The organism is Cyanobium sp. BA5m-21 (genome assembly GCF_024346235.1).
GTDB lineage: Bacteria > Cyanobacteriota > Cyanobacteriia > PCC-6307 > Cyanobiaceae > Cyanobium_A > Cyanobium_A usitatum.
The window spans coordinates 1-13,323 of sequence record NZ_JAGQCO010000057.1 but is presented as its reverse complement, the minus strand read 5'-3'; the positions used below and the strand labels follow the sequence as shown (position 1 = coordinate 13,323).

Sequence of the window (13,323 nt, the reverse complement as noted above, 5' to 3'; positions counted from 1 at the left end):
ACTTACAACTGCGGTGGTGTTGGCATCGATCGCGATGAGATCCGTGGCCGCAACCGCTCCAGCATTTAGGTCGACACCAACGCCAGGTGGAGTGTTGATGCCGGCAGACGTAATCGCTGACTTGACACTCGTCGCCGAGCCCCAGATTAATGTCAATGCGGTGGCATCCACCACAGCGGTTGTATTAATATCAATTGTGTTGAGAGTATCCGCAGGTGCTGTTCCAGCACCCAGGGTGACACCAACATCTGTGGCCAGGTTGATGCCAGTGGCACTGATGGCGATGGCCACCACGCCCGCCGAACCCGTCAGAGATGTGACCGTGGTGGCTGTGATCGTGCCACTGGTCTTTGCATCCAGACTATTAAGACGAACGGCTGTAATTGTGGTGTCAGTGAGGGCGAGATCACCGGAGATGGAAGCAAAGATGTCAGCCGTAGCGGATGACAGTTGGACGGCTGGGCCAGAGATGACTGAGAGGATATCCCCTGAAGTAAAGGTATTCGCCGATACCACTGCGTTGATGCCTGCCTGATTCCAAGGATCTGTGGATGTGCCTGTCCCGTTTCCAGAATTTGGGGTCCCGAAGTAAAAGTTAGCCATCAGCCCACCCCTCCCTGAGCGGTAGGCGCTTCACCTAACCCGTTGCCGGTGGTGGAACCAAAGGCGAAGTTGCTCTTGGTGAGCGAGCCGCCTGCCACATTCACCGTGCCGAGGCTGATGGCGCCCTGGCTCCAATTGCCGTCAGCGTCAAACATTAGTTGTCGAGTGTCGGTGGCGTAGCCGATGGAAGGTGAACCCATGCCAAGGCGTTGGATGTCGGCGAGAGTGCCAACAACAACTCCAACGCGGTTGGTGCCGTCGGCGCTGGCCTCCTGCACGGTGAGATTGCCGGTGGAGTTGACACCAAAGATGGCGCCCTTCTGCAGCCAAAGCTCTTCGGTGATGCTGGCCAGGGAATTGCTGATCTCGAGCACATCGCCGCCGTTGCCGGCCTGGAAGTTGCGGATGGTATCGAGCTGGCCGAGCAGCTGGGTGCCAGCGGAGTTGAGCAGTTGGCCCGTATCCCAAAGAGTGTCTTTCTGGGTCTGGGAGAGGGAAGCCCAGAGGGGCTGATCGGCCAAATCTTCACCCAAATAGGAATTCGAAGAGGCCAACAGAGCAGCGCCACCTTCCGAGAAGATGAAGCGATCAACGCCCGTACCGCCGGTGGTGATGTCTTGGCCGTAGCCGCCATCGAGTACCGAACCATCGCCGCTGCCCACCTGCAGGTTGTCGTTGCCGATGCCGCCCCAGAGCACATTGTTTAGCGAGGGGCCGCCACTGCCCTCGGCACCACCGATGCGCAGTAGGTCATTGCCGATGCCGCCCCAAAGTGAACTGCCTTTGGCGCGATCAAGATCGATCGAATCGTTGCCGATCTCGGCGTTGAAATGGCTGCCGTTGCTGGAGCCAGCGATCAAATCATGGCCAATGCCGGTGTTGGCGTAGGAGTTGCGAATGCCATCGAAGCCGCCGATGCTGCCGTCTTGGGCAGAACGATCAAGAAACACCTCTTCCTCTAATAGGCCATTGCCGTCGGCGTCGAGGTCGGTCTCCACTTCATTGAGGATCTTGCCGAAGATGACGTCGTTGCCCAAACCGGTGTACATACCGGTGGCATCGATACCGGCGGTGTCGGCATCGATGGCGGCGGCTAGGGAGAGCTGCGGTGCAGCGATGCCACCAAAACCGCGGACAACGTCGTTGCCCTGGTTGGTGAATACAAAGCTGTTGCTTATACCGATACCCTTGAGCTGCTCGAGCTGGAGGGCATCAGAGCCGTCACCATCAACACTGGCCACACCCTTACCAGTGATTGTGGTGTTGAGCGTCGGGGCGCCGTAAATAAGCGACCCATCTATACCGACGGCATTGCCATTAAGCGTGACGCTATCGCTGGCTGCATTCAACAGACGGGGCAGCGCTAGCCGAGCGGCAGCATCACCTGTGATTGTGGCTGTGCCATCGCCGTTACCAAAGGGAACAGCCTTGATCTCATAGCTGTCGATGCCTTTGGCATCAGCTGAAGCGTTGCCTTGGATGGTGCCACTGCCACCACCAGTAAGTTCGGCAGTCGCTGCGACCACCGCATTGGGCTGGCCATAAAAGCGGAAGGCGGGCGCGATGTTTGAAGCGCTGCCTTCAAGACCACGCACGACGGCAGTGGCATTAAGCGTGTTGGTAGGCGTGCTGCCAGCAAGGGGGCCAAGCACCGAACCCGAACCTGCCGTAGCTGAGGCGGTGAACGGGTTGGCGCTGCTGCCGATCAGCAGCGCACCGCCGTAGCGATCGAGATAGCTGAGGTTGGCCAGGCCGATGTTGGTGGCCAGCGCATCAGCACTGATGTCACCGCGACCACTGGCGAAGGCACTAGCGACGGCATTGCCGTCGATTTGACCACCACCGGAGGCGATCGAAAGATTTTTGCTATTAAAGAAGGACTCGTCAACGAGACCTTCGTAGTAGCGGGAATAGCCAGTGCCGATACCGCGGGCGGTGGCACTGGCAGCGGTGAGCTCGCTGCCCTCGATGGTGCGCGCCGTGGCGCTGGCATCAGGGCTGCTAATCAGGCGTAAAAAACTGCCCGCCAGCAGGTCGCTATCCGGCTGAAAGCGCAGGGCTACCGAGCGGGAGGCGGCTGTGACGGGCAGATATTCAGGCATGAAAACGAAACGACCTCAAGGAAGCGGATAGATCAACAGAAAGGGGACCGGACCTTGTGGCCCAACCCCCTTGTGGGCGCCCGCAGGCGCCCCGTACCTGATCAGGCGCCGACGCGACCGCCCACCGAGCTCGCCACGGACTGGGAGTTCGAGATGGCGGAGGCATTGAGGGTGCCGCTGCCGATGATCGACACGTTGTAACCAGAGAGACCAACGGCATCGCTGGTGGCGGTGGCAACGGCGTTGCCGCTGACGGAGGTAGCCGTCACGGTGTTGCTCAGCTGGGCGATGGCTGTGATGCCGCCGCTGACGCTGATGGTGTCGCTGCCGTTGCCGAGGATGCCGAAGGCATCCACGTTGCTGAAGGCGGTGGAATCGCCCTTCACCGAGGTGGCGGTGGCATCGAAGTCACCAAGGGAGGTGCCGATCACCGAGTTGGTGCCCACCTGACCACCAATGATGTCGATGTTCTCGATACCTGAGAGCTTGGTGGCGTTGGCAGTGGTGCCGATGGACGCGGTGGCGTCATCCGCATTGGTGTTGCCGGTGGAGGAGGCGAGCACGTTGCCGCCTGCCAGCACCTGACCTCGCACATCACCGTCGTTTGGACCGGCGGTGATCTTGTTGTCCGAGGCGCCCAGGATGCCGGTGACATCGAAGTCGCCGGTGGCGCTGGCGATGCCATCGGTGGTGGCGGCGGTGATTTGCACCTGGTTGCCGAGGGTGCCGGTGGCGTTGAGCGTGCCGATCACGCCCAGACCAGAGACGTTGCCTGCTGCACCGATGGTGAGAAGGCTGCCTACGTTGTTCAGGTTGAGACCCGTGACGTCGAGGTTGCCGTCGGCGGTGGCATTGCCATTGGTGCTCTGGGCGATGCCGGAGCCGGAGGCGAAGGCATTGGCGGTGACGTTGCCGGTATCACCGATGGTGATGTCTTGTCCACCGGTCTGGGTGATGCCCGCGGAATCGAGGGTGAGGTAAGCGGCGGCGACATCATTTGGCGCAGCCGTGTTGCCAACGTTGGTGGCAGCGGCGTTACCCACCAAGGTGGCGCTGGCGGTGAGGTTTCCATCGTTACCGATGGATACCGCACTCGTCAGCAAACCGTCAGCGTTCTGGGCAACCGTGGCCGTGGCCGTGCTGCCTACTGCTGCGTCATTGCCGGTGGTGGATGCTGTGGCATTCAGCGTGGAGGCTGCCGTAGCAGAGATTGTGCCGGCGTTATTACCAACAGTGATGTTGGAGGAATTGACGCCCACAACGGTGGAGTCAGTGACGACACTTCCAGCGGTGATGGTTGCACCACCGACGTTGGCTGTGGCCGAATCCTCCACCGAGGTGGCCGTACCGGTGAGGTTGCTGACTGCCTGGAAGGTGGCGCCGTTGGTGAGGCTGCCGCCTACCTGCACAGTGCTGGTGCTATCGAGAGCACCGACATCCGAGCTCACGCCGGCACGCGCCGTGCTGGTACCGCTCATGTTGCTGGCCGTGGCCGTACCCGTGAGGTTGGCGGTGGCTGTGAGGCGACTGGCGTCGTTGCCCACCGTGAGGGTGGTGGAGGTGATGCCGAGGATCTGGTCGTTCAGGCCGACGGTGGCGGTAGCGCCAGCATCAGCTAAACCGGGATCACCGATGTTGCTGGCGGTGGCCGCCTGGGTGCTGGTGGCGCTGGCGGCGATCGACGCCCCGTTGCCGGCGTTGATGCTCGCCAGGTTGATGCCCTGCACGACGTCGTTGTTGACGGTGGCAGTTACAGGCGTTCCAATGGTGTCAGCATCCGTGGCGGCAGCCGTGGCCGTGTTGGTAACTGTGGCGTTACCGATGATGCCGGCGCCGTTGCCGACAACCACTGCTCCGGTGCCATCGCCGAGGCCGCTGGTGGTGCCGGCATCGATCGTGGCGTCCGCATCGCCATCGACCGTGGTAGCTGAAACGGTGTTGGCGCCGGTGGCCTGGCCACCGATGGTGCCGGCGTCGCCCACGGTCAGGGTCTGACCGGTGAGATCGATACCGGTATTAGCGGTAACCGTGATGCCAGCCGCTGCATCGGCCTTGGTCGCCGTGGCGCTGGCAGCGCTGGTGACCGAGCCAATACCGGTAACGGTGCCTTTGTCACCGATCTTGGTAGCAGCCGCATCAAGCGACAGACCAGCGTTGAGGGTGGTAGTGGTGGTGGCTTGTGAACGGTCACCGGCCGTAGGTGCAGCAAAGCTGTCACCAACGGTGACGGAGGTAGCCGTCAGCCCGAGGCTGGCCGTACCGGTGAGGCTGCCGCTGCCGCCAACGGTCATCACGCCGTCGCTGTTCACACCTTGGTTGGTGGTGCCGGTCGCAGCCGCGATGGCATCGCCGTAGGTGGAGGTGGCAGCTGCGGTGTCGCTGCCGGTCGCCTTACCGGTGATCGTGCCTTGATCGCCGACCGTGGTGGTCAGAGCATCGAGACCGATGTTGGTTGTTGTGGTCGCCTTCGAGTCGGTGTCACCTTGGACTGAGGTAGCAGTCGCTGCCTGAGTGGAGCTGGCCGTCGCTGAGAAGGTGGCGTCGGCACCGAAAGTGGTGGAGCCGCCGGTCACGTTGGTGTCAGCACCGACGTTGGTGGTGGCTGTGGCGGCAGCGACTGCGGTATCGGTGGCTGTGTTGGCGGCATCCCCCACCGTGGTGGCGACGGCTGCACCGTTGAGGGTGCTGCTGGCGGTCACGGTGGCGTTATCGCCAACGGTGAGGATTTCGGTGACCAGACCTTTGGAGGTGAAGGTCTGGGTTGTGGCGGCCGCGCCCTCGGCGGTCGAGGTGGCGGTGGCCTTGAGAGTGTCGGCAGCGGTGGCGGTAATCGTGGCGTTGGCGCCGATGCTCACCGTATCGAGTGTCGTGGACGCGCCGTCACCGAAGCCAACGCCAACCAGGTCAAGGTTGTTGCTGGATACAGCGTTAGGTGTCGCAGGTGGTGTAGTCGCAGTTCCACCAGCCGTAGCAGTCGCCGTGCCGGACACCGAGGTGGCGACGGCATCAGCCAACACCTGGGCATTACCGGTGATCGTGCCGCTGGTGCCAATGCTGCTGACGTCAGCGGCGGCGCTGGACAGCTGTATACCAGCGACGAGGTCAGCACCAACGCTGGCGTCGGCATCGGCGGCAACGGTGCCTGTAGAGCCCGTGGTCGTGGCCGTGGCTTCCGCATCCACCAGGCCTTGGCCCAGGATCGTGCTGCTGCCACCGATCACGGCGGGATTGGTCAGGTTGATGCCTTGAACCGTGGTGCTGTTGCTGATGGCATCTACTTCGCCCGCCACCGAACTGGCTGTGACGGCGTTGGTGGTATCGGCAATACCGGCGATGCTGACGTTGTTGCCAACAGTGAGGCCATCGACCGACGCTGCTCCATCGCCGATGTCGATGCCGATGGCTTTGCTGAGGGTGCCCGTGGCGAGAGCGGCATCAGCCGCACTACCGCCCGCACCGGTGGTGCTAGCCGTCGTGACCAGATCGGCATCGGTGCGGCCGAGGATGCCGTAACTACCGGCCTTGGTCGCGTCGCCACCAACCGTCAGCCTTTCAACGTCCAGACCAGCGGTATCGGTAACCGTGTTGGTGGCGGTGGCGGTGAAGGCATCAGCCAAGCTCGACCCGATCGTGGCAGCCGTCACCGTGCTGGTGATCCCTGCTTGGGTCTGGATCACGGCACCGTCGCCAACGACGATGTCGCCAGCCTCAATACCGGAGGTGTCGGTAGTGATAGCGGTGGCAGCGGCGTCACCATTGGTGGTGGTGGCGGCAGCCTTCACATCGGCGAAGCCGAGTGCCGTGATCGTGGCATCGTTGCCGACAGTGATCTTGTCGTTGGATGCCGTGGTGTTCTGGACCGTGCTGATACCAACGGCATCACCCAGGGTCGATGTGGCCGTCGCGTCGCCCGTGGTGGTGAGCGATGTGGCCGAAACCTGGAGCTTGTCGGCGCTGGTGCCTGCGGTGGCGCTGATCGTGGCGCCATCACCGAAGGTGATGTTGCCGGAGCCAACGGTATCCGAGTTGATGCCCACCGCATCGGTGATCGTGGCTGCGGAGGTGGCAGCAGCGGCGGCTGTGCCCCCGGCAGGAGCACCAACGGTGGTGGCGGAAGCCACAGCGTTGGCGTCGACATTGGCGATCAGGCTGCCGGTGGTGCCGGCCTGCACGCCCACGTCATCGAGGCCGTAGCTCTCTTTGATGTAAGCGGTGGCGGCTGAACCGCCGTCCGTGTTGACCGAGGTGGCAGTGGCGGTGTTGTCGACCGTTACGCCAACGGTGGCGGCGGCGCCGATCACCACATCATTGGTGGTGGAGCCGCCAGTGGCCGAATCAATGATGCCGCCAGTGTTACCGGTGAAGCCGGCGTAGGCGGAGGAGGCAACGATTGGGGATGTTATCGCCAGGCCGGTTGGAGAAGCCGTAACCGCTGTGCCACCAGGCGTAAGGGCCAACTGGAAAGTGTCACCAGCAGCGCCCGCTCCACCAGCCGCTGTGTAGTTGGTTACGTAGTAAGGAGTGATGACAGTGCCGTTAGTCACGAGGATCTGATCCCCGTTAGCCATGGCGGCGGTGTCAGTTGCGCCCCGAGTGAAGGTGGGAGATGAGAAAGAAGGAACTGCAAGGAACGGCGTCGCGTTGACCGCATTCACCGTCGTCGCTGAACCGGTGACCACACCGGTTTCGTTGACGGTGAGGGTGCCGTTGCCGCCCACGTTCAGGGTGGAGTCGAGGACGCCTACGTCCTGAATCGACACCGCGTTGCCGGTGGCAATGCCGTCAACGGTGGTGGCGGCGGCGGTGGCCGTGGAGCTTGCGGTCACGGTGTCGGTCAGGTTCTGACCGACGACGACGGCGCTGTTATTGACGCCTGTTGCTGAATCTGTTGCAGCCATGGATTTGGGAAAAAGTTGGGGGAACGCTGTTTATTGCACACGCCCCCCCTTGGGGACGTCTCACAAGTATTCCCGCTTGAGCAACACTTTAGGGGGATATTTACGCCCACTAGGCAAGGCAACTCTGCGCAAATTGACATCTGCTCATTAACAACTGAGCGGCTTTAATCATTGCCGCTTAATCGCCCATGCGCATCAGCGCGTTGCCGCCTGCTGACCCACCCTTTGCCGCAGTTGATCGTTCAGGCTGGCGCCCATTCGTTTTTGTGCCATGGCCTGGGATCACGGCTACTTCAGTGCCACTTCGTACACCTGCGGCGCCTACCGCGAGCTGGCCCCAGCCTGGCTGGATTTTGCCGCCCTGCTCAAGGGCCACCAGCCGCCCCGAGGCCATGAGGGCGAAGCCTTCAGCTACCTCGAGCTCGGCAGTGGCATGGGCTTCGGGCTCTGCCTGCTCGCCGCCGCCTACCCCGAGGGCCAGTTCACAGGCATCGACTTCCAGCCCGATCACATCGTGCACAGCCGCCGGCTGGCCCAGCGCCTCGGCCTGGCCAACATCAGCTTCCAGGAGGCCGATTTCCTCAGCCTCGCCGCCAGCCCCGGACCCCTGTCCGCTGCCCATCACTACGTGGTGGCCCATGGCATCGCCACCTGGATCAGCGAACCGATCCAGGCCGCCCTGTTGCAGTTGGCCTCCGCGGCCCTAACGCCTGGCGGCATCCTCTACTGCTCTTACAACACCTTTCCCGGCTGGCTGGCCGCCACCGCTTACCAGCACCTGGCCGACGAGTTGCGCCGGGGTGGCGCCCATTCCGGCCAGACCCTCAAAGGTGCCGCTGAACGGCTCACCGGCCTGCTCGGCAGCACTGAAGCCCCCTCTGCCCTGGCCCAGGCCCAGCCGGCCTTGCGGGCCAAGTTGGCCCAGATTCCCAATCAAAACGCCGCCTACGTGCTACAGGAATACGGCAACGAGGGCTGGCAGCCCATCTATGTGGCCGACCTGCACCGCCGCTGCGCCACCCACAAGCTGCGCTTCCACGCCAGCGCCACCCTGCCGGAAAATTTCCTTGATCTGCTGCCCGCCAACGTGCGGCCCGCCGTGCTGGCCGAAACCGATCCCGGCCTGCGCCAGAGCCTGCAGGATCTGGCCATCAACCAGTCATTCCGCCGCGACCTGTTCCTGCGCGGTGTGGCTTTCAGCACCGATAGCGAACTGCGCCAGCGCATCAGCGGCGTGATGCTGCGCCTCCTAGAGGCGCCCGCCACCGAGAGTTACGTCTTCACCACCAGCTTCGGCCAGGTAAGCGGTGCTGTCGAGCGTTACCGCCAGCTGGAACAGGGCCTCACAGGCGGCCCCCGCAGCTTCGGCCAGCTGCTCGAGGACACCGGCATTGCCCTACCGGAACTGGCCAAGACCGTGAGCTTGTTGCTTCACTCCGGCCGCATCGGCTTCGATCGCTGTACCTGCGCCGATTTCAACCGGGCCCGCCAGGTGAACGACCAGCTGCTTGAGCTGATCCTCGATGGGCGGCCCTACGAGCATCTGCTGGCGCCCGGTAGCGGCGGCGCCGTGGTCTTCTCCTTGGTGGAGGCCCTGATCCTCGATGGCCAGCGCCGCCACCTGGGCGGCCAGGAGCTGGAACAGCACCTGCAGCAGGGCCTGGCCGGCCGCGGTCGCAGCCTCCAGGGTGAAGCGGCCGAGAAGCTCACGGCCTTTGCCGAACGCCAACCGCGGCTGCAGGCCCTTGGCGTGCTGCCATAAGGAGGCGCCCCCGCCACTCACCCACGCTTGGCAGTTGTTGCCGCGCTGCTGTTATCCCTGCTCGGCCTGGCGGCCCTTTGGGGCCTGTTGCGGGCCGGCCTGTCGCTCTCCCTGCTGCTGATGGACCGCTGGAGCCAGGCATGCCGCGACGCCATCACCAGTGAGCGCCTGCAAGAGCAGGGCCAGCGCCAGCAGCAGGCCCTCAACCAGCAGCGCCGGCGCCGCCGCGGCTGGTCGATAGTGGATCTCGATGGCCGCACCCTGGCCCTGGAGGCCAGCCAGCTAGAACCCTTTGCCCAGCGCTGCCGCGCCGAACTCGGCCTCAGCGACCCCTGCAGCGTCAGCGAGCTGCGGCGTCACTGGCGCCGCAGCAGCCTGCGCTGGCATCCAGATCAAGGCGGCGACAACGCGGCCTGGCTTAGGCGCCTGCGGGCCTATGAAGCCCTGCGCCAGCTTGGCCGTGATGCCACGGCACGACAACTGGTGAAGGCGCTGCCGCCGCCCCTGCCCGCCGTGAGGCGCCGCTGGCGCTGGTTTTGATGGGTTGGGCCCTTGCCTACTCATTAATAAGAAAGGGGCCTTGCGCTTATTAAGGAAAATGAATAAGATTGTAGCGCTTAAATTTTAATTTCGGTGCCGCACCTGTTGCTAGAGGGCAAGGCCGACCGCTATGCAAGCTTTCTGACCTCTAAGGCGAAGGCCAGCCTTGAAAAGGCCTCCGAAGACTTTCACTTCCAGATCCGCACTACAGAAAGCCCAGGGCTGCTGTTGCGATACGTAAGCACCCACGGCCAAGCCAGCAACCATAGCGAGCTTCCCGACGCCTTCTTTGCGTTGATGCTCAGCTTCAACGCCGGGGGCTACAGCAGCACCACCCCATTAAGCGACTCCAGCCCTCTCACTACAGGCCCAAGCTTGCACTGGCATTTCGCCAACCACAGCTGTGTCAACCACCATCGCAACTCGAAGGTCACCTACCTGCGAATGGAAAGCGCCGCCCTGCTGCGCGAGCTCTCCGCCCAGGCGATTCCGGTGTCCCAGCTCGCCTGCCTACAAGGCGCCGCGGCACCGGAGTCGCTGCTGCAATTGATCGAAGTCCTGGGTCTGCAACTGGCTGCTGCTGACGTTCGCGAGCAGGTGCAGCTCACGGAGGTTTTTTTCAAACAGCTCGGCCAGGAGCTAAGGCTCCTGCTGGGCCCGCCCACAGCCAGCGAAGCCAACGCCGCAGGCCACGTTTCGCTTGCGATCGGGTGGATGTTGAGCCGGATTAGCGAGCCGATCAGCTTGCAAAAATTAGCTACTGAAATCAGCCTGACCCCCCGCAGCGTGCAGGCTTTCTTCAAAAGCGTGTTGGCAATTTCGCCAATGCGCTGGCTGAAATTGGCCCGCATAAGTAAGTTACGCGAACTTCTCTGGTGTGGCGATATGGCGCCCCTCTCAATTCAACAATTGATGGGCCGCTGCGGCCTCAGTAATACCAGTCTCAATCGCCAGCATTACAAGGATGTTTACGGGGTTAGCCCCACGGAAGACAGACACGAAGCGCAATACATCAAAACACAAGACGACGAAATAAGCAAAGTCTCTGGATATTACAAATTCAGCAGCGCAAAAGCGGCTATTCAATACCTAGAGGGCTTAATCGACATGGATGGGGAAGAAGGCCAAAGCCACCAAGTAGCAATGGTAATTAAATCACCCAACACATAAAGCAAATACTAATTATTAAAATTCGATCTTGATTGATAAGTTTCACTCAAAACTTTTGAGCTCCTGGCGAATCAACTTGGCCATTAAGGCCGAGAGCGTTGTGTCTTGATCCAGCGCATGCAAGCGAAACTGACGGCAAAGGCTGCGCGGCAGGCTCACGGTGATGCGGGACATCGAGTCGGAGCTCTCTGCAGACATCTCCATGGCCCCAGACCTTTCAGGGCTGAATTTGGGATTTCCCTCTGACAGAGCTTGCACTTCTCGAGGCTCTGCAACCGAAGCAGGGCTGGTCATTCGCAAATGGAATAGAATTTTGCCACAATACAAAATGTTGTCGGGTTCGACTGTCAATCCGGCCGCTTGCTTCGCAATCCGGCCACTTTATTTCGCAATCCAGCCGCTTTCATCGCAGTCGCAAATTCACGCTCAGGTCACCAACCGTATCAATTAATACATTCCAAAGCTCCCCAGTCAGCGTTTCCTATTCAGATGTTGCGATGGACCTCACAAGTCGAATCAAGGAATTTCGCAGCCATCAGCGCAGTGTGCGGAGCTGGTTTTTAACTACAATGCTGCCTCAGAACACCGTGATGGCCAGCGGCAACAGGCTTACTTTGTTGCTGATCGGTCAATTGATTCTGCGGCAGAGTCGCCCTTTCAAAGCCATCACCACCGAAGCGGAATCCGTAGACGCCCTGGCGGCTCTTGAGCCGGGATTGCTGATCGTGGCCTCTCCCCTTGAGGAGGGCGACGCGATCAGCCTCTGCCGCAAGGCCCGGCAACAACAACCCAAGCTCAAGATCCTGTTGATATTGGACGCACAGGACAGCAAATCAGCCTTCCGGGAAATCGATGCCTTGGTGGATGCGGTGCTGCACACGCACGACATCGGCGGCGACGACTACCCGTTAGTGAACGCCCTAATGGCGATCCTGCGCTCTGGCCGCTACCGCAGCCCCTCGCTACGGCAGCCGCAACAGGTGGATCCGGGCTCTCCAGCAGTTGAGCAGCGCTCCAGGGAGCCCCAGCTAACGCCTCGTGAACAGGAGGTGCTGGACCTAATCGGCCGGGGCCTGAGCGATCGCCAGATCGCCACCAGCTTGGGGCTCAGCTACGAAACCGCCCGCACCTACGTCAAGACAGTCCGACGCAAGCTGGGCAGCAACAACCGCCTGGCTGCCGCGGCTTGGTCTTGGCGGCGGCGCCCTGACTCTTGACCCTCCCCACATGGGGGGGGGGGCAAACGCCAACTACCGCCTTGAAAAGGTGTAATTATGCAGATACCGCTTAACAGGCATGCATCTCCTGCAAAGCGCTCCAAAAGCTCCTTTCCATGCTCGCCTCCCTCTAGTGAAGAATTCGGGAAAATCGGTCAAAAAGCTCTCAGTGCTTTTGTCATCAGAGCTACATCTGCGCTCCAAGCGTCAGGCGCTGCTGAATGATCAAACTCTGACCGATCTGATCGTCTCCCTGCTAACCAGTTATCTCGATTCGGTTGATTCGGCCTCACAAGAAAAATCCCTCCGGAATGGCGAAGGGATTTAGGGCTTACTGAACTATCACTGAGCCAATCCTGAAGCGTCAGCTTTCAGTCCTGGATTGTCAGCTTTCAGTCCTGAATTGTCACTTTGTTGATGCGGCTGCCGTTCTTCAGGGCCGTAACCACGTCCATGTTGCCGGTGAGGCCGAACACGGTGTGCACGCCATCAAGGTGGGGCTGGGCTCCGTGACAGATATAAAACTGCGAGCCGCCAGTGTTCTTGCCGGCATGGGCCATGGCCAGGGTGCCCGCCTGGTGCTTCTGGCTATTGATCTCGCAGTTGATCTGGTAGCCGGGGCCGCCGGTACCGGCGGTGCCACGGGCGCCTTCACGACTATTTGGGCAACCGCCCTGGGCCATGAAGCCGGGAATCACGCGGTGGAAGGCCAGTCCGTCGTAGAAGCCCTCCTTGGCGAGCTTGGTGAAGTTGGCCACGGTGTTGGGTGCATCGGCCTCGAACAGTTCGAGTTCGATGGTGCCGGCGTCGGTCTCCATCAAGGCTTTGGTCACGGCGGCAGGGGATAAAGGCCGACTTTATGGGGTGGCACGGGCCAACCGGCTGAAACGCCATGCTGAGAATGGGGCAGGTTCAAGCCGGACCAAACCTTTTCAACGCCCCGTCGCCAGACCCCGCCGCCGATGAGCAGCCCCACCCCCAACTCCCCTAACGGCATCGATCTCAGCCGCGCCCGCCTGGGGATCCTGGGG

The 13,323-nt window shown here is 61.7% G+C and carries 10 protein-coding genes; 5 read left to right on the top strand and 5 right to left on the bottom strand.

Annotation, left to right across the window (positions count from 1 at the left end; genetic code table 11):
• From KBY72_RS12685 to KBY72_RS12675, 3 genes are all read right to left on the bottom strand, one after another.
• Positions 1–603, bottom strand: a 603-nt coding sequence (locus tag KBY72_RS12685) for a hypothetical protein (RefSeq protein WP_254993736.1), incomplete at its 3' end; no start/stop codon positions are given.
• The gene (locus KBY72_RS12680) at positions 603–2,705 is read right to left on the bottom strand and encodes a hypothetical protein (RefSeq protein ID WP_254993735.1); all 2,103 of its coding nucleotides are present in this window, start codon (positions 2,703–2,705) and stop codon (positions 603–605) included. The genes KBY72_RS12680 and KBY72_RS12685, both read right to left, overlap by 1 nt.
• 101 nt (positions 2,706–2,806) lie before the next feature.
• Positions 2,807–7,603: a beta strand repeat-containing protein gene (locus KBY72_RS12675; RefSeq protein ID WP_254993734.1), complete on the bottom strand. Its 4,797-nt coding sequence runs from the start codon at positions 7,601–7,603 to the stop codon at positions 2,807–2,809.
• 271 nt (positions 7,604–7,874) lie between these two features.
• On the opposite strand from KBY72_RS12675, the gene KBY72_RS12670 reads away from it, so the two are divergent.
• The 3 genes from KBY72_RS12670 (at position 7,875) to KBY72_RS12660 (ending at position 11,075) form a co-directional block, all read left to right on the top strand.
• Entirely contained in the window at positions 7,875–9,365 is a 1,491-nt protein-coding gene (locus KBY72_RS12670; protein ID WP_254993733.1) for a class I SAM-dependent methyltransferase, read from the top strand.
• 27 nt (positions 9,366–9,392) lie between these two features.
• On the top strand, positions 9,393–9,905 hold the full coding sequence (locus tag KBY72_RS12665; RefSeq protein WP_254961480.1) for a J domain-containing protein: 513 nt from the start codon (positions 9,393–9,395) through the stop codon (positions 9,903–9,905).
• A gap of 93 nt (positions 9,906–9,998) precedes the next feature.
• On the top strand, positions 9,999–11,075 hold the full coding sequence (locus KBY72_RS12660) for a helix-turn-helix domain-containing protein (protein WP_254993732.1): 1,077 nt from the start codon (positions 9,999–10,001) through the stop codon (positions 11,073–11,075).
• A gap of 42 nt (positions 11,076–11,117) precedes the next feature.
• Here the strand turns inward: KBY72_RS12660 and KBY72_RS12655 are convergent, their stop codons facing one another.
• Positions 11,118–11,279 (bottom strand): ribbon-helix-helix domain-containing protein, encoded by a 162-nt coding sequence (locus KBY72_RS12655; protein WP_254961482.1) that lies wholly within the window; start codon positions 11,277–11,279, stop codon positions 11,118–11,120.
• Positions 11,280–11,644: 365 nt separating this feature from the next.
• Between KBY72_RS12655 and KBY72_RS12650 the strand changes: the two genes are divergently transcribed.
• Positions 11,645–12,292, top strand: a complete 648-nt coding sequence (locus tag KBY72_RS12650; protein WP_254961483.1) for a response regulator transcription factor — start codon at positions 11,645–11,647, stop codon at positions 12,290–12,292.
• Between the two features lie 133 nt (positions 12,293–12,425).
• Complete coding sequence (locus KBY72_RS12645) at positions 12,426–12,620, top strand: hypothetical protein (RefSeq protein ID WP_254993731.1); 195 nt, start codon at positions 12,426–12,428, stop codon at positions 12,618–12,620.
• Positions 12,621–12,684: 64 nt separating this feature from the next.
• On the opposite strand, the gene KBY72_RS12640 is transcribed toward KBY72_RS12645, so the two are convergent.
• Positions 12,685–13,125 (bottom strand): peptidylprolyl isomerase, encoded by a 441-nt coding sequence (locus KBY72_RS12640; protein ID WP_254961486.1) that lies wholly within the window; start codon positions 13,123–13,125, stop codon positions 12,685–12,687.
• Positions 13,126–13,323: the final 198 nt, after the last annotated feature.